Origin of the sequence: Bacillus sp. 2205SS5-2, assembly GCF_037024155.1 — a bacterium.
Lineage (GTDB): Bacteria > Bacillota > Bacilli > Bacillales > Bacillaceae_K > Bacillus_CI.
In genome coordinates, this window is record NZ_JAYKTS010000028.1 from 1 (window position 1) to 16,954 (window position 16,954).

Annotated in this window: 18 protein-coding genes and 1 pseudogene; 1 reads left to right on the forward strand and 18 read right to left on the reverse strand. The window is 34.4% G+C overall.

Annotation, left to right across the window (positions count from 1 at the left end):
• Nucleotides 1–125 precede the first annotated feature (125 nt).
• From U8D43_RS16320 to U8D43_RS21075, 10 genes and pseudogenes are all read right to left on the reverse strand, one after another.
• The gene (locus U8D43_RS16320; RefSeq protein WP_335872256.1) at nt 126–794 is read right to left on the reverse strand and encodes a hypothetical protein; all 669 of its coding nucleotides are present in this window, start codon (nt 792–794) and stop codon (nt 126–128) included.
• Nucleotides 795–1,037, reverse strand: coding sequence for a hypothetical protein (locus U8D43_RS16325; RefSeq protein WP_335872257.1), 243 nt, complete (start codon nt 1,035–1,037; stop codon nt 795–797).
• A gap of 101 nt (nt 1,038–1,138) precedes the next feature.
• A complete protein-coding gene (locus U8D43_RS16330; protein WP_335872258.1) occupies nt 1,139–1,534 on the reverse strand; it encodes a hypothetical protein in 396 nt (131 codons plus the stop codon).
• Nucleotides 1,535–1,768: 234 nt separating this feature from the next.
• Nucleotides 1,769–2,909, reverse strand: a pseudogene (locus tag U8D43_RS16335) (IS3 family transposase).
• Between the two features lie 224 nt (nt 2,910–3,133).
• A complete protein-coding gene (locus U8D43_RS16340; protein ID WP_335872259.1) occupies nt 3,134–3,700 on the reverse strand; it encodes a DUF2812 domain-containing protein in 567 nt (188 codons plus the stop codon).
• Nucleotides 3,687–4,004, reverse strand: a complete 318-nt coding sequence (locus tag U8D43_RS16345) for a PadR family transcriptional regulator (protein ID WP_335872260.1) — start codon at nt 4,002–4,004, stop codon at nt 3,687–3,689. The genes U8D43_RS16340 and U8D43_RS16345 overlap by 14 nt, the downstream gene beginning before the upstream one ends.
• Before the next feature lie 559 nt (nt 4,005–4,563).
• Nucleotides 4,564–5,091, reverse strand: a complete 528-nt coding sequence (locus tag U8D43_RS16350; protein ID WP_335872261.1) for an RES family NAD+ phosphorylase — start codon at nt 5,089–5,091, stop codon at nt 4,564–4,566.
• Nucleotides 5,092–5,127: 36 nt separating this feature from the next.
• Nucleotides 5,128–5,580: a hypothetical protein gene (locus U8D43_RS16355; RefSeq protein WP_335872262.1), complete on the reverse strand. Its 453-nt coding sequence runs from the start codon at nt 5,578–5,580 to the stop codon at nt 5,128–5,130.
• Between the two features lie 707 nt (nt 5,581–6,287).
• Nucleotides 6,288–6,764, reverse strand: a complete 477-nt coding sequence (locus U8D43_RS16360) for a hypothetical protein (RefSeq protein ID WP_335872263.1) — start codon at nt 6,762–6,764, stop codon at nt 6,288–6,290.
• Between the two features lie 592 nt (nt 6,765–7,356).
• On the reverse strand, nt 7,357–7,647 hold the full coding sequence (locus U8D43_RS21075) for a transposase (protein WP_442893621.1): 291 nt from the start codon (nt 7,645–7,647) through the stop codon (nt 7,357–7,359).
• 646 nt (nt 7,648–8,293) lie between these two features.
• On the opposite strand from U8D43_RS21075, the gene U8D43_RS16375 reads away from it, so the two are divergent.
• A complete protein-coding gene (locus U8D43_RS16375; RefSeq protein WP_335872264.1) occupies nt 8,294–8,419 on the forward strand; it encodes a hypothetical protein in 126 nt (41 codons plus the stop codon).
• A gap of 553 nt (nt 8,420–8,972) precedes the next feature.
• Here the strand turns inward: U8D43_RS16375 and U8D43_RS16380 are convergent.
• From U8D43_RS16380 to U8D43_RS16415, 8 genes are all read right to left on the reverse strand, one after another.
• Complete coding sequence (locus U8D43_RS16380; RefSeq protein ID WP_335872265.1) at nt 8,973–9,269, reverse strand: putative quinol monooxygenase; 297 nt, start codon at nt 9,267–9,269, stop codon at nt 8,973–8,975.
• A 24-nt stretch (nt 9,270–9,293) separates the two neighbouring features.
• Complete coding sequence (locus U8D43_RS16385) at nt 9,294–9,929, reverse strand: nitroreductase family protein (protein ID WP_335872266.1); 636 nt, start codon at nt 9,927–9,929, stop codon at nt 9,294–9,296.
• A 41-nt stretch (nt 9,930–9,970) separates the two neighbouring features.
• Nucleotides 9,971–10,405, reverse strand: coding sequence for a MarR family winged helix-turn-helix transcriptional regulator (locus U8D43_RS16390; protein ID WP_335872302.1), 435 nt, complete (start codon nt 10,403–10,405; stop codon nt 9,971–9,973).
• Between the two features lie 1,141 nt (nt 10,406–11,546).
• Nucleotides 11,547–12,428, reverse strand: a complete 882-nt coding sequence (locus tag U8D43_RS16395) for a polysaccharide deacetylase family protein (RefSeq protein ID WP_335872267.1) — start codon at nt 12,426–12,428, stop codon at nt 11,547–11,549.
• A 403-nt stretch (nt 12,429–12,831) separates the two neighbouring features.
• Nucleotides 12,832–13,683, reverse strand: a complete 852-nt coding sequence (gene rsiV / locus U8D43_RS16400) for an anti-sigma-V factor RsiV (RefSeq protein ID WP_335872268.1) — start codon at nt 13,681–13,683, stop codon at nt 12,832–12,834.
• 2 nt (nt 13,684–13,685) lie between these two features.
• Complete coding sequence (gene sigV, locus U8D43_RS16405; RefSeq protein ID WP_335872269.1) at nt 13,686–14,207, reverse strand: RNA polymerase sigma factor SigV; 522 nt, start codon at nt 14,205–14,207, stop codon at nt 13,686–13,688.
• Nucleotides 14,208–15,016: 809 nt separating this feature from the next.
• On the reverse strand, nt 15,017–15,517 hold the full coding sequence (locus tag U8D43_RS16410) for a hypothetical protein (RefSeq protein WP_335872270.1): 501 nt from the start codon (nt 15,515–15,517) through the stop codon (nt 15,017–15,019).
• A 622-nt stretch (nt 15,518–16,139) separates the two neighbouring features.
• A complete protein-coding gene (locus U8D43_RS16415) occupies nt 16,140–16,916 on the reverse strand; it encodes a creatininase family protein (protein WP_335872271.1) in 777 nt (258 codons plus the stop codon).
• Nucleotides 16,917–16,954 lie beyond the last annotated feature (38 nt).

Sequence of the window (16,954 nt, forward strand, 5' to 3'; positions counted from 1 at the left end):
GGTTTCGATATACCATGGTTCTGTAATATGAAAGAGACTATCAATATCTTGGATTTCTACCTTCATTCCGAATCACCTACTAGTTCTACTATTTTAGTAACCAGTATGGACAGGGGTAAATCATTTTAAACAGCGAAGAAGCTATTAATTTCGCTCATATTTGTCATGATTATTTTCGGATTGAACCTTTCAACATATGGGTCGTTACCAATTGCAGCACATTTAGCCATTGTGTCTAATGCCACCAAGCTAAGAGGTCGCCTTTTCTCTAGCCATGCTTTCATCCTCTCCCAAGTCGGAAAGCATAGAGCTGCTAATCTACCCCAATTATCATGAAACGTTATACAATTGTGTTCAATCCAATCAAGCACTTCATTTGAGCGAAATCTATGCAAACACGAAAATACAGACATTATTAGTTCTTTATCGCTTAAAGATTGTAATTTTTCGAAAATGTATTTCAGACCTTCTTTGGCAGGTAAACTACTTGATGATGCCCAAGACAATTGGATCAGGAAATCAGCATCGTAGTTATTCCAAAGTTCTCTAACCCAATCAGAAGCAACATCACCAAGAACATCAGCTATTATTTCTAACATTCTTGATTTTACTTCATAATTTACAGTGTCATAAAATCGATATTTAACAGAATTTAATAGGGAAACTTTATCATGCTGTTTCAGAGCATAAATTACCTCATCCTCAAGGAACCATCTCGTAATTGAAAAATCTAACAACAATTCCAAATCATTTTTAACGCTTTCTAGTGTTGGTGCTATATCATTATCAGACACCTATACTTTTTCTTCTGGTTGAGTTGCTTCTCCATCATCATCATAAAAATCATCATGTAATAAGAATTTCTTTGGAGAATGAATAACCGCTAAGTTATACCACTCAATAGGTTTAAGAGAATATTTTACTAATTTATTACGACACTCCATACAAAGCCTGAAAGGTTGTTTTTCATCATCAGATTCCTCAACAATGCTTATTAGATTTATCTTACAGGATTCGCATACTTCAGTAGTAAACAAAACAACCACTCCTTTTTAACGTAATAACTACTCCACTTTTATCACAAAATTATAATAGGCGTCACCCAGAGATACGCTTTCTTTCTTTTCGTCCATCCAAATTACTCCATATAAAAAAAATAAACGCCTTTTGCAATAGGGGCTTTAAAAATACCATTATTAATACTAACATCTGTTTTTTTACTGTTATTTATCTGAATTAATCTGAACTTATTTGGGGGTGTTTCATAGTTCATATTTAACTTAATTGAATCTCCAGCTTTAACTATTATAGGTTCTTTTCCTTTTAGAATCTCTTCTGGTCCTGCTTTCTCCACACATTTATCTTGCCAACAATAAGTTCCTAAAGTAGTTTCTTGTGTTTTATTTTCTACTTCAATTTCAACGATTGGGGGGGTTTCTCCATTTAGTACATTCCCGGTAATTGAGTTAAAAATAAATATTAATATAGAGAATAACCCCAATAGAGTTAAGGATATTACAAGCCAATATTTCATTTGTATACCTCCATTTTTTATAACTTTTCACCTCAAGCTTTTATAAACCAAAAACGCGCCTCTATTTATAGAAACGCGCCTGATATAAATTTAATAACTAATATATATTGAGAATACTAGGGATAGGCCCTATTTTTTTGTGTATATAAATTTATATCTATTTTTTAAAATGATTTTGTATTAATTTCTTTACAGAATTCAAATCTCTTCCATAAATGGTATGTCAACACTAAATCAAACAATCTTTTTAAGGGCTAAGTTTCTATATTCTACTGGACTTAGATAGCCAAGTGTACTGTGCGAACGGATATTATTGTACCAATTGATATAATCAAAAAGTTCAAGATCAAGCTGGTTAAGGGTGCTAAAGTGAGCTCCGTTTATTAATTCAGTTTTTAAGATCTTAAATGTTGCTTCTGCCACCGCATTATCATATGGATTTCCTTTATGGCTCAAAGAGCGTTCAATCTGATATTTACTTAATAATTCATCAATGTTCACGTTTTTAAACTCAGATCCGCGATCTGTATGAAAGAGCTTCACATTCTCTAATGGCTGCTTAACCGTTGCGAAAGCACGTTGAACTAAAGCTGCGTCTTTGCGTTTTCCAACACTATAACCAACTATTGCTCTATTATATAAGTCAATTAAAAAACAGACGTAGTTCCAATGCTGGCCTACTTTGACGTACGTTAAGTCACTGACCAGTACAGTCATCTCTTCATCTACTTCAAATTCCCGATCTAACACGTTTCCAACGGAGTCTTCATTGGGGAGGGAACTCATTGGCTTGTAAGATGGCTGTGCATACTTTGATTGAATTCCAAGCTCTTCAATAGTCTACCAATACGGCGTCTAGATACCTTGTAACCAGCTTTTAAAAGCTTTCCTTTAATCTTGCGAGTTCCATATACTTTACGGTTTTCGTTAAAGATCTTTAGTATTTTTTCTTTTAATTCTTCTTCTTCTTTAGCTTTTTCTTGTTCTTTTTGAACCGCTATTTCAGCTTCATAATAAAAAGTACTTCGAGCTATTTGTAGGACTTCGCACATTGCTGATACCGAATAGAGGTGTCGATTTTTCTGAATCACTTCTATTTTCGTCCCATGATCAGCACGGCTTGCTTTAAAATATCAACTTCCATTTCTAACTGTTTATTTCTTTTTCTTAACTCAATCAATTCTTGTTCCTCAGGGCTTCGATTATCTTTCTCTTTGAACGAACCAGACTGTTGAAATTGAGTAATCCATCTGTCTAAAGCAGAAGCTGTTAATTCATATTCACGTACAATATCTTGACGACTTTTTCCACCCTCATATAAAGCAACCACTTGCTTCTTAAACTCTGTGGTAAACGTTCTTCTTTTTTTGGACATAGTAGATTCGCTCCTCACTTATTGTGTTTATTCTACTAGCCCTTATTTTTATTGTCCAACTAAGTGTAGCCTATTCAAATTTGCTAAGTCATAAACCCTTTTCATCTCATATTAGGGAAGCTGCTGTTCAGCGAACGCCCTCTTAATTTAAACATTTATAAGCGGCTAATTTGGGGATTGATTACCTTCTTTTATGAATTAGAATTGATACTTAAACCCACGCATTATTTTTCTTTTAATATTGAATACAGCCGATAAGCCTTATAGTAACTTCCACCTAAAAAGACAACCATTAATGCGGGAAGCAATTTCAAAAGAACAAAAGGAGTTTCAAATAACAGCGCTTTCCAAAATAAAGAACCTTCCATATTCCAAAGACCTTCATGATATAATCCCGAATCTCGATAGAACATAAAAGAATACGCTAGAAACACCATACCCAACCAAAATGAATATCCCATAAGTCTTTTATAATAATTAGCCTTTGATTGGCGGTCTGAGAAAATTTCATTTTGATCATCATTTTCCTTTTGCCAATATCGTATTCCACTAAGCCAATACCCCTTCAGATAGTTCCAACCGAAATCCTCATAGATCCCTTTGTATTCGTCGAATTTTTCTTTGGACAAATGATTTTGATAGTCAAGTCGCATAACATATCTTTTTTTGGTTTTTTCGAATGTGTATATCCCCAGGCCACTAATGTTTATGCAGCGATAGCCTTTTTGTAATTGCTCATTCAGCCAATGCTCTTCTTTTTCTATATTAAAGAAAACTTTAAACTTCTTCATTTGCTTCACTTCCTTCATACAAAGATAAAATATGCAATAGCCTATCTTGTTCCATCTTCAATATTTTTCTTCCTTCTGTCGTTATCTTATAAATCTTTCTCCTACCTGAACTTCCAACAGATTCAATCCAATCATGCTTATTCAAGTTTTCAATCGCACCGTACAATGTACCAGCTGCTAAAATAACTGTTCCATTACTTATCTCTTCTATCTTCTGCATTGCGGCATAACCGTGGAGTGGCTCCCGTAGAGCTAATAATATATAATGCATGGTTTCAGACAACGGCAATAACTTATGTTTCATATACTCACCCTCTATTCAGTTCAACTGTATAGTGTAACTTAATATTAAGATATTACAGTTCAACTGAATAGTCAATAACATTTTTTTAATTAATTTAATGAAATTAAAATAAGCTTTTAAACCAAGGAAAAAATTGAATTTTAAAAAGTCAATTTCCTTTATGCTGGGAAATCGACTTTTTGTGTAATTTGAATCAATTTATGTTGCAGACTTTTTGAATACAAGAGTTAACCACAATCTTAAACTAAACTGCCCTTTAACTTAATACCAATTATTTCAAAATCGAGCAGCTTACTCAAGAAAAACTTTAAACAAAAAAGCTCATCCTGTTCTGGATAAGCCCCCTATATTGAAAAAAGCTAGTTTATAGTTTAGATTTCATTTGCTTAATAACATTTATAACTAATTGAGGTTCGTCACGGCGTGTCCCTCCTCCATTTCGATTCTTTCCGCCTGATCTACTAAATTTAAGTATATTGAATTAATTTGCGGCTTCATTAGAAAATTTAAAGAAATTAATTCAACTAGAAAGCAATATTCTTAGTAATTGGTTCAACTACTAAAAAGAAAGTGTTATATCATCAAATTCCTCAGTTACCCCTTTCTTAGATTCATAAATATAAACCTTTGGGTTATCTACTGGCTTTACTGCTGGCTCATCAGGATTGAACAAAATAAGGTTACTACCACTTGTCCTACTTGAAGAGTAAATAATTCCTTTGAACCCTGCTTGTCTAGCACAATCTGCTATAAATGTAGTTAGTAAATATTGTGGTCTCCATTTACTAGATCTATCAATTACCTTTTCGAATATAAAACGTGAAGCTAATAAAGCCTGAATCACTTCATTTTCCGAGGAACCTAAACCTGTCCATTCATGCCTTAAATCTAAAATCTGTGTTAATTCAAGCTTTTGAGAGTACTCCTGAATCCAAATTAGAGAAGGAATATCTGGATTTTCAAGAGTTTCTATCATTGCGAGCTCTTCGTTTTCAGCTAGATACAAAACACTTTGTCCCTGGTGATGAAACCTTCCACCTGAAGATAACCCGACCTGTGGTGCAGTCATATCCGATTGACCAAACACCTTCCCCTGGGATACTAGTCTTGCCCTTGCCCACCTCTAGTGTTTTACTTCAATTGATTCTACATTGCTCTTCGTTATTTCTTTATGAATTTTCTTTCCCATGGGATGCGCAAGAGCAAGGGACGGGTATTTTTCTAAGTGTAATCGAAAATCATATAGTTTATCAGCAAAACGGGAGATTATATGTTGATATTTCCTCTCTTCTTCTAGGACAGATGAATCCTCCGTACCAGCCACCTCGTATCGTTCAAAACCAGATTTCCCGCAGTTAGGACATTTCAAATGTGCAGCAATATCTTCACGGTATTCTTCAGGACATCTAACACTGTCAAAAATTTCATCAATCGTAGTTTCATTTCCAATTATCCAAATATAATCGCCACCATCATAAGGTTGACAGGTTATACAATAATTTAATTCTATTTGTGCTTTATTTTTATATTTCTCTGCTGTTTTATTGAGTTCTGGTAAGTACTCTTGATAATCCATTTTTCCTCCTTTTAACCGTATTCTTAAAACATTAATTTTAATATTAAACGAAGCTTTCGGATAGATTAATTATCCATTAGTTTCTAAATTCCTTCAACTGTTCCATTAAATGGCCCTTTAATGGAACTACCGTATGTAGTTAATCCATTTATATAAAAAAAAGCGGAAGATAACAAACTTCCGCTTAAATCATATAACGTTAATTTGTATAAGTCTTATTTATTTTATGTTTAATTATCGAGTAAAATATATCTTCCTCTACCTCCCCTTCTTAGCATCCTATACTCAGCATTGACCCTAGAACTTTTGCTTCCACCCTCAGAAACTGAGACCATATCAGCCATAATAGTTCCAAAATCACTCCATTTATCGCCATATTTCAGCTTAACTAAGTGTGTTACTTCTTCTATAGAACATTCTTTATTAAGATGCTTGAATGCGCCAATTATTGCTTCTGGTTGAGTTGTGATTGAATTCCCTCCTACCGATTATAGAGTCAATAAAGCCCATTAAATTTCTTTAATGGACTAAATCTCTAAATATCTCTACAATTCTTTTCGTTATATAAGTATGCTTATGTATAATTTATCTTTTTTTTCCTTCTAAACAATATGTGTTTTTTCGATATCTAGTATTTTCTTTCTTCTACAAACGCCCCCTTTAATGGAAGAGGTTCAACATACTCACTGAACCTCTTATCCAAAACTCTATTCAAATGATTCCGCTATCGAAATCATTGTTTCTTTGTTAATTTCTGTATCTAATTCAATCGTTTGATATTCTAAAATGTAATGATAATCCCCATCTTTCCAATGTACAGACGGACCGGTTATTTCATTGACAGCATAAAAACCTTCATTTCCGTTTATCTTTACTTCTTCTTGATTTTCCAATTCTTCTTCATATGTAACTGGAGATGAATGGACGACCAATGTAAAAATTTCATCGTTTTCACCCGTTATTTTTGTTTCGTGTCTAGTCGATTCGTGTTGCGGTTTCAATATTTCATATTTTGTAATAGATATTGGAAAATTTGTAGGTAATTTAGGTTCTACTCCTTCCTTTTCTAAATCACTTGCAAGTTCGCTGTTATCATATGTCACTAAGTTATTCCCATTGCCATTGTTGGTGCAGCCTATCAGAAGAAAAGATGCTGCAATTATCAAAAAGAAAATACTCCTCATAATGTAACCCCCTTATAATTTTACTTACGGACAAATGAGCAATTAGTTTCAATTATTCAAATTAATGTATCTGTGGGTCTTCCTCCATTATTTTGACCTTAACTTGAACAAAGGGCATTTATATGTTCAACAATCGCCCCCATTTCTGGAACAACTTCATTGACATTAAACATCTATTTTCGGTTTTTTTCCATTCTTGCCCCTGAAATCTAGAATCGTTTCCGTACCCCTTTTTATTTCATCGCCGTAACAAAAATGTTGTATAAGGTTCTTCTACAGCTTCTTTGATCCTAAATTTCAATACTTTCTCAATCCTACAAACTTGATATTCGAGCAATAAGATTAATTCATGAATTGGTGGTACCTCTTCTCCCCAATCGCTTGTTTTAGTACCTGGACTCAATAATTCTGTAATTTGATCAGGTAAGTTAATTTCTTCCCCAGTAAAATGAAAGGCGAACTGTTCTTGGACGACCTATATATGCCCGAGATTCCAGTTACTATTGTTATTATATCCTTCTAGAATGGATAGTGATGGCCCATCATTCATATCTGCCACATGGCCAACCGTATTATCCCGAACAATTCTTAATCAAATCCAAAATGCAGGAGATTCCCGGTTACTGCGTAAATTATTAATAATCAACGCAAAGAAAACAATAATCACCGAGCCGATTATTACCGGTGTAATTAAGTAACTCCAACTGAACTGATAACGGCACATTTTGCATTCGTATAATTTGTTTTTACGGCTAAATGTTAAATAGTATTCAGAGTGATCACATTTATCACACTGATACCCGTTTTTCCATTTCAAACGAAACAAATGATCTTGGCATTCTACTTCTGAAGAGAACTCTTTTTGAAACTTCACTAAGTTCATTTTCATGTAAGCCTTTATATGAATCAGTCTCTCAGGTATTGTTTCTACCATTATACAAGACGAACAGAATAGTATTTTTACCCATTCTGAGGCAAGGGGATACTCCGTTTTCCTAATTTACTAACGAGTTCTCTGCACCCTTCTCTCCAAAGTCAATACAGAAACCTAATCTCTAACCTTCCTTAATCAATCTCCTCATAATACTTAATATTTTTCAGTCAGAATAAGATTGACTCTCATTCAACCTCAAGGCTGAGGATAGACCATTCTTACGTACGTTACAGCTAAATGTAAAATTTTATAAAATAAAAATAAGAAAACTATATTGAAAAATGTCAATTGTATATAAGATTGTAAACCTTGTTTCACAACAATTTTAGTTAAGAGGAGGAAAAATCATGTTAGCACTCCTACACTTTACTCGTGAATTTTTTATCGTCCAGCCTGAATCGAAAAAACAACAAGAAAAAATGTTAACCGCTCGTGCTGTCCTACACACTATAATATTCTAGTGATAGTCGAAGAGATTTCATGTATGAAAAAGCTAATATTCATTTCTTTATTTACGAAGATTAGACATTTTTTATGATAATTCAATTCACAATAGGGAAAATTATCTTTAGCACATTCAAAAGGAGGATTGAACATGACAAACAAAAATGACAATCGTGAACGCAAAAACAAGTATCCAAACAACAAAAAACAAGATACCGAATTTTCTCGTGAAAAAGACATTCGTAGTGAGATAACAAAGAAAGATCTTGGCAAGTAACAAGTGAAGGACAAAGAGCGTTGGTCATCACCAACGCTCTTTGTCGATGGCTATTTTTTAATAAATGTGGTTTTTCGGATGGGAATAAAATCCATAACTTGGATGCCTAAGGGCTCTTTTTTACCATAAAATTATTGAATTCAAAATAAAAAATAAGAAATAACTAGAATTCACCATACTGCCTTAGTTTTCTTTGTAGAATAATGTAAACGAAGAGTGGCTTGTACCTCGAATTCTTTGTTTTTATCCCTTCACTTTTACCATTTGTATCGCGTCAACTTTTTTAACGTATTATCCGCTGCCTTATTTACTCATTTAAATTGCTTTTTTCGTATACATTGTGGCTAGTTCATCTGGTTTTGATTAAATCGCCCTTTTCCATGTTGATTCCCATAAAAATAAACGAAATGATGCCCGAAACAAAGCTATATCACCGTTTATAGACTGGTGCAAAAAGAAAAAAACTTTGCGAAAACAGCATTTCGCAAATAAACGAAAAGAGCCTAAAAAAGACACCTAACGAAATCGTTAAGTGCCTCAAAATCTATTTTTATTACTTTTTTATTTGATTGCCTTCATATACGTTCACATCTAGCGGTGCTGACAAATAATCCGGTGCTTTTTCAACAAATGCTTTGAAATGGTCGCTTGAATTATGACTTTCTACAGCTGCACCATCTTTCCAAGCTTCCACCATCATATACACATGATTTTTCTCTGTATCCTTCATTAGATCATAGGAAATATTTCCTTCTTCCGCTCTAGAAGCGTCCACCAACGAGCGAATCTCTTCTAAAAATGCCTGTTCTTTTACTGGATTAATTTGAAAACCCGCGTGAATAATAATCATTTTGATTATCCCCTTTTCCGTTTTTTATTTCCATTCTGTAATAGTTTCAATTGGTAAACGTATCGATGGATAGCCTGTTTCTGCTGCTTTCCCCATAGAGATCAGCATCACTGGATAGTAACGTTCCTTATCCATTCCATAGGCTTGTGCAATTTGCTCTTTTTCATACCCACCAATTGGATTGGTGTCGTAACCATGTGCACGTGCTGCAAGCATGAGTTGCATGGAAACCAATCCCGAATCAATCAGGTTCATTTCTTTTAACATTTCCGTTGAAACCGTCTCAAATAATCCTTTAATTGCAGGAAGCTGACGATCCCTTACTTCTGCAGGCATTAATCCTTCTTCCACTGCTTTATTATAGATTTCATCTGCATAATCAATATTTTGCATATCAGCAAAAACGGCGATAACAGCGGAAGAAGTTTTCACTTGAGTCTGATTGAATTTAGCAAGAGGGGCCAGTGTTTCTTTTCCCTCTTGGCTGTCGATCACCACAAAACGCCATGGTTGCAAGTTTAAAGATGACGGTGCAAGCGTGGCTTCTGTCAGAATTTCTGTCATTTCATCTTTACTAATTTTCACCTCTGGATCGTACGTACGGATCGAACGACGACCGCTAATAATTTCGTTAAAGTCATTGATTTTTGATTGATTCATGATGAATTCTCCTGTTTGTGTAATATGATTGGATTTTCTATTTACTCTTTTATTTCCTGAACATTTTCTTGAAGGCGGTTTAGCATATTGGATAAAACGGATTGTTCTTCACCCGTAAAATCCTTAAAGACCTTCGAAATGAAAATTTCTTTCTCTTCATAGTAATCTTGAATCTTCCTTCGACCTTCATCGGTTAATCGGACATAGGTAAATCGATGGTCCTCAGGGTTTTTACTTCGCGAAACGATCCCTTTAGCTTCAAGCTGCTTTAAATGTCTTGTCACAGCGGCACTATCAATGTTCACTTGTTTTTGAAGCGCTGTTTGGCTGATTTCCTCGATCCCAAACAACTTGTGCAAAAGTTCCAAACGAGACTGGCTAATCCCTGTACATCGTTCAAACTTCGGGCTCATCTGCTTATATATTTCATTTAACTGAACAATAATTTTTTCTTCATCCTGACATATGTTGGACAGCGCTACCGCCTCCTTTCAATTAATTGACGGGTCAATAGTTGACTCATCAATTAATATAATATACTTATGAATATCTGTCAAATGACTTGCTCTACTATCTGTAATGAGAAAAACAGATTTGGTATCAATATCGCCTTCTGGTTAATGAGAGTATATTCTCAAAGCATTCCTTACTACTTTTGGCTCAGTTAAGACGGATTTCTGTCCTTGTTGTTCCAATGTATTACCTTTTAGTCCATTTCTCCAATTTCTAGATGAAACCCTGATTTCAAATACACTATTTTATACTTCTCTATTCATATACAGCATTGTTCTTAATCCTTCATTTTGAGCTACATCTTCTTTTGAAGCAAATACATTCAACTAATTTCGAATAGATGATCAGAAAGCAAGGATCTACTCGAAAACATCCTTTTCTTCATTATTATTATCTTCCTAACAGCTATTACTTATTTAAATATCCGGAACATTAACTAAGTACCAATTTTTTCAAACATTTATTGGTTTTTCATCCCTTATTCTAGAATCAAAAGCCTATTACAATCAGCAGTGACCACCTCTATGATTAACATAAACTGGGGAGGGACGTGGACCAGATTCAATTACATAAATTCGATTTTTCATATCTCGAATTTGAAAATGTATTCCATGAATGATCCTTTTCTAAATAAAGCTGTTTTCGCAAAGCTTGTGGCTTTTCGAATAGGAATCTATCCCCTGATTTGTATGACTTCGTGCTCTTTTCCTCATGAAAACTTCTCCATTTCTAGATAAAAAGTAAGAAATCAGTCGAAAAAACCTTACTGCCTGTTTTTTCTTTGTGCCAATAGCAACAAAGTATATGAAAAGTGCCTTGAATAAAAATAATAAAAAATGCAAGTCACCTCCAGTTTTTGTCGAAGAACAACCGAAACCGGACATGGCTTGCACTTTACTTTTTCTTAAAAAAGGTTTTTTGGGTATACATAGTTTCGTTATTACTTTACTCCTTGTAGGAATAGGCCATGCAAGGATAGATATTCTAAAAAAAAGCCAAAAAGATGACCCGAATCTTATCCTTTTAACGCTATATATGGAATGCAGCGGTCTTGTCAAAATCAACCTATGAAGTGACTCCACTTAGGAACTTGCACCTTGACGATTACCAGGTTAAGGGTGTCAAGGATTCATCAATTGCTCTTAACTCATAATTCTCATTAAGCAAATATGTAATCACTTCATCCATATGCTCCAAGGTAGACTGTGTATCATGAAATAAGATGACCGGGTCTATTTTTGCTAATTCCAGTTCTTTGACTTCCTTCTTCACAATATCCACCATACGTCCACTTTTATTTTTCCAGTCCTTACTATCTATGTTCCAGTCCCAAATTTTATATCCCTTGGCCTCTATCGAATTTTTCCACTGATTACTGAGATAAGGTTTGCTCCCATAAGGGGTACGAATGAGTGTTGAATCGATCCCGGTGAGATTTTGAACAATTTGTCTCTCCTCTTCCATTTCGCTTACTATATTTTGAAGAGAGGAATAGACTTTTTTCACTGAGTGGGACATACTATGAAGACCAATCCCAAATCCATCTTCGGCCATTTTTTTAACGGCTTCAGTATGATGAACTATGTTTTCACCAATCATAAAAAAGGTCGCATTTACATTAAATTGATTAAAAAGCTCGATGAAGGAATCCGTGTATGGAGATGGTCCATCGTCAATCGTTATATAAGCCACCTTTCCCGTACGTGGCTTGAATTCATTTTCACCTTCACTCAGTGCAGTTGAATCATCTTTCTTTTCTTGAGTCCCATTCTCGCTATTGATATCTATTCCTTCTTCCATATTCAAGGCTACATTTCTATCACTATCAATTTCTGCTAAATGATTTTGCGTTTGGCTTTCCACTGTTTGAGAACTACCATTTGTGAAATAACTGAAGGTCATAGAACCCAAAGTAATAATCATGATTAGTATATAAAATCGATGATTTGGCCTTGGCAATCTTTTTAATTTCAATTTCCTCTTCACTTTCTCCATCCCCCGTACTATAACTATATGTTCTACCAATCTATTATTCTAGTGAAAACTCAGTTGTCGTTTTATCTAAAGGGTCAACTCGCAATCATTTTTTCTATCAATAGTATTTATCGAATGCATCTCTAGGTGTATGATTGATTCCGTTGAAAAATATACGATAAGATGACCCGAAACTTTTGCGTTTTTGATTTACAGACTATTTTGAAAACAGTCATAAATAAACAAAGTAAGTTACCCCTCTTAACAGTTGATAAGAAATCATCCTATGTCCTATTCAAAGGAGTATTTACTTTATATCTGTTTTCCTATGATTCAATAATTCCATTTTACACCATTGTATATAATTGTCAAATGCGATAAAAGCTTGTCGTTTCTTAGTTTTGGAATCAACTCTTCACTGAATATATTCATTGCTCTCTAATAATTCGCTTATCACATTTGTCGGTATAACAAATTCGACTAGCCCCATATACCCTGGAGCTACTTCATATTTATTAAAAACAATCACAAGCTTCCCTTCCGTATTAATATAAAATTGGTTCAGATTTCGAACCGCTTTTCCTGCGTCTTCATCACCAAATTCAATAAAATACGTATTCTGTGTATCTTCCTCCATTTGCTTTTTGATATTTTCACTAATGACATCAATGTATTGATCGTTCTTGAACAGCATAGGTAACGTTATGACTATTTTATTCTTTTTATCAATGGTATCAAACTTCACTTCTGTTTTTGATGAGCCCGATTGGAGTGTTCTCGTCACGATGCGGGCAAGGGATAAAATTTTTTCATTGTCTGTTTTAACATCCACATCGCTCTCAATTGTGGCCAGGTTTAAATCGTCCTGACCGATAGAATCAATCAATTCCTCATATAGAAGTTTTCCTTCAGCTAGGTATTTTTTATTCAGTGCTTCTTCTAGCGAAGGTTCGGCAAGATCTCGGATTGTTGGCACTTTAATAATGGCTTGATGATGATCATCTTCATATTCATATTCACGAAAAATAAGGATTTTTATAATGTCATCCACAACAGGTAATCCACTCATTGCCCTTGCTATAGTAGCGCTTGTGTTGAGTAATGAAATAAAAATGATGACGGCGACACCTGCTCCGATTAGCCATTGATTCTTCATTGATTTATGATTTATTTTTTGTTTGAATGCATTTTTTACAATGAATTCAAGTTCGTCTGGGATTGGGGTTTCTAAATATTGTTGTTTAAGATGTTCTAATTTTTTGTCCATCTTTATTTATCCTCCTTCCCAGGATGAGCTATTGTACTCTCTAAATCAGCCATTATCCGATATAGTCGCGATTTAACAGTATTGAGGTTCAAATCTAAGGTTTCGGCGATTTCCGATAATTTAAAGTCTTTATAATAGCGAAGAACGATGAGTGTTCTATCCTCTGTCGATAAATCATTTAACGCTCGATTTAGGTCAATATCCTGATAGGTGTCCATACGACCTGGTGAAAGGAAATTTAATGTTTCTTCATCGGTCACTTGAATTCTTTTTTTCTTTCGAATAACATCAAGTGCAGTGTTTGTGACAATTCGATAAAACCAGGATTTGATTTTTTTTGAATCTTTTAGTGTATCTAACTTAACTAATGCTTTATGAATGGACTCCTGCACGATATCCAGTGCTTCTTCCTTATCTTTTACATAACTGAATGCATATCGATAAATTGCTTCTCTATTATCGATAACGAATGAAGTTAGCTGCTTCTCAACCCTTTTTTTCCCTATCACAAGTATCCAATCCACCCTCTTTTTAAATTACACAGGTAAAGACGCATAGGTTGGTTAAAAAGTTTGAATTTTTTCCTTTCTTTTTTCACAGCTGGTCACCCGGATAAGTCTGCCAAGCAAGTTAAACATAAAATCACTCCGTTATCTGTGTAACGGAAAAGAAACCTTCTATGCCTCTGTACATCGAAGATCTTTAACTCAAGGCTGTTTTCGCAAAGATTGTGGATTTTCGAGTAAGAAGGAATCCCTTGACTTGTATCTCATATTTCGCACGTGAACCTATTCAATTTTTATTGACAAATTCTGAAACCTAAATGACAAAATAGTTCAATTTCCCCTTAGGAGAATACATTTTTTGAGGGTGATTGTGTTTTACTATTATAGACAGAATTCTAAATATCGCCTAACAAGTATATATTATTTTTCAAAAGAGTAACGATGTGCGAAAGGTGAGTTGTATGGCTTCGTGCTCTATTCCTAGTGAAAAATTCTTCATTTGTAGATATAAAGGAAGAAATTAATTGAATGAATGCTACTGCCTGTTTTTTTGTGTGAAGAGCAAGAAAGTATATGAATAGAGCCAAACTCAAAAAGAGAGTCGAATAGGATTGTTTTCAACTTGGCTCTATTCGTATTGATTATTGCTTTAAGTAGAAATTCTATGTGAAAATATTCCCTTTTCTAACTACACCAAACCTTTTGATACAAAAAGAGGACCCGAAGTGGAGATATGTTAAGAATGTTAAATTAGAAATGAATTCTAGACTGGAATTTCGAAGCCACCGAGAAAAAAGCAACAGATGCCTTCTCCCCGTTGCTTTAAATCAGTACTTAATCGAACTCTCAGCCTGCTCCCAACTCTCATCTTTTTTTCGTTTTTCAACTAGCCACTGAACGCCGTATAACAAGTAGGCCTTATAGTGGAGATAGAGAAAAAATTGAAGATGATTAATCCGTTCTAGACGAGCGATTTTCAATTTTTTTAGCACATCAATGAAGAAGAAGGCAAATAAACCATCTGCCAACACATTCAGTAAAACAAATTTCTTAAAATTCCCGAACGAAAATTTAAGTATCCACATCGACAGTGGCATGGCGGGGCCCATACTGAATGGAAGTTCTTCTTTTAGAAACGATTTAGGCTTATCATAAAATACCCACCATTTTCGGTTTTGCGCAAACAGATGATTTATAAACTCGAAAATGATAATAAATACTCCTGAAATAGAATAGCGTTTAAAGTTTTGCTTTCCTATAAAGAGTAAAGATATCCAAGATAGACTGATTAAAGAAAAATTAAAGACGAAGTGTCTCTTTGATTTCATCCGTCCCTTCACCTCACAAAAGTATTTCTTATTACCTTTGTATCGTCTCCAAAAAGAGGGAAATAAACCTTGAATTTTGGAATTAGAAGCATTATAGCGGTTACAAGCTACCAATAATATCAAAAAAACTAGTGTATGGAACTTATTTCCTTTCCCCCCTGAACCTGACTCTTCCGAAAAGCTCCACCTACAACACCTATGAGCTTTAATAATATATTGAAAATTCTAAAAATACATCACGATAAAGAATATAGTAAATAATAAGCATTCTTTTCAAAGAGCTCCAGTTGCTGAATAGGAGCACAAATGTATTAGTTGAAGCAAGCCTTTGAGCATCACATTGAAACATTTATTTAGGATAATGTAACAGTTGCTCCTGTTATTGCTACGGTATACGTATTCTTCATAATGCCCAGCAAATCGGACCCACGAACAAAAGAACGGCAAAGAAGCAACAAGTGCGAGCCCCCGTTGCTGTAAATCATTAACATATTGGGAATTAAGTCCTGCTCTTAGTCAAAACCATTGTTATAAAAGAAGCAAGCCCACTTTCATTTTGTCTCACAAGTTCTAAAAATTTTAGATCCACGACTAGTAAACAAATGTTACTCCTATTAGTAACTTAAGACATTTTCAGTTGATAGGCTTCTTCAAGTATTGATTTTAAATTCTCACTTCTTCTAGAAATAAACGAAGTCCAAAATGTTTCTCCCATTTTTGCAAGTTGTTTAGGAGTATAGACACCCTTTTCAAAATTACCCCAACATCCATCTGTAGTTAATTTATCCCAAAAAATATAATCGCTAAATTTTCTATTTTCAGGTGGAACATCTGAACCCATAGATTCAAGGGTAACCAATTCTGGACATAACCACATGGCAGTACATACAGATAATTTGCCTCCATGCATCTCATTTAATCCTTCCATCCCAGCCTCTTCTAGTGCTTCTTCCCAAGCTAAATGCCGATATGTAGTTATCAAGATTATCTCTGGATATTTAAAATTCATATGTTTTACAAAAGCTGATTCCCAGTATGCTCCACCGTGTCCATTGCATAGGACAAATTTTTTAAATCCTTGTCTTTGTAAATTGACGATTATTTCTTCTAACATACTCGTGAGAACATTTGGACTCACAGTAACAGTGCCCTTACAGTTTGCATGTTCTTCAGATGTGTTAAAAGGAATAGTTGGTAATACATAAGCATTTAATGCTTCTCCAAATGCTTCGGCATACATTTTTGCAATTAACGTATCCAAATGCATTGGCAAGTATGGACCGAATTGTTCCGTTGCACCAACAGATACTATTGCAGTTTCTGTTCCACTCTTATCAATTTCTGTTGTAGAATTTTTATAACTTAGCATAATGACCTCCACTAAAACACGCGTATTCATAACTTTTTTCTTCCCTTTAAACAATAACATAATTATTA

Bases quoted from the DNA above. Each gene is read 5' to 3' on its own strand.
- U8D43_RS16375 (WP_335872264.1), top strand. From the start codon at position 8,294: ATGACAAACAAAAATGACAATCGTGAACGCAAAAACAAGTATCCAAAC.
- U8D43_RS16385 (WP_335872266.1), bottom strand. From the start codon at position 9,929: ATGAATCAATCAAAAATCAATGACTTTAACGAAATTATTAGCGGTCGT.
- U8D43_RS16340 (WP_335872259.1), bottom strand. From the start codon at position 3,700: ATGAAGAAGTTTAAAGTTTTCTTTAATATAGAAAAAGAAGAGCATTGG.
- U8D43_RS16345 (WP_335872260.1), bottom strand. From the start codon at position 4,004: ATGAAACATAAGTTATTGCCGTTGTCTGAAACCATGCATTATATATTA.
- U8D43_RS16360 (WP_335872263.1), bottom strand. From the start codon at position 6,764: ATGAGGAGTATTTTCTTTTTGATAATTGCAGCATCTTTTCTTCTGATA.
- U8D43_RS16415 (WP_335872271.1), bottom strand. From the start codon at position 16,916: ATGAATACGCGTGTTTTAGTGGAGGTCATTATGCTAAGTTATAAAAAT.
- U8D43_RS21075 (WP_442893621.1), bottom strand. From the start codon at position 7,647: ATGAACTTAGTGAAGTTTCAAAAAGAGTTCTCTTCAGAAGTAGAATGC.
- U8D43_RS16330 (WP_335872258.1), bottom strand. From the start codon at position 1,534: ATGAAATATTGGCTTGTAATATCCTTAACTCTATTGGGGTTATTCTCT.
- rsiV (WP_335872268.1), bottom strand. From the start codon at position 13,683: ATGGACAAAAAATTAGAACATCTTAAACAACAATATTTAGAAACCCCA.
- U8D43_RS16380 (WP_335872265.1), bottom strand. From the start codon at position 9,269: ATGATTATTATTCACGCGGGTTTTCAAATTAATCCAGTAAAAGAACAG.
- U8D43_RS16410 (WP_335872270.1), bottom strand. From the start codon at position 15,517: ATGAAATCAAAGAGACACTTCGTCTTTAATTTTTCTTTAATCAGTCTA.
- U8D43_RS16355 (WP_335872262.1), bottom strand. From the start codon at position 5,580: ATGGATTATCAAGAGTACTTACCAGAACTCAATAAAACAGCAGAGAAA.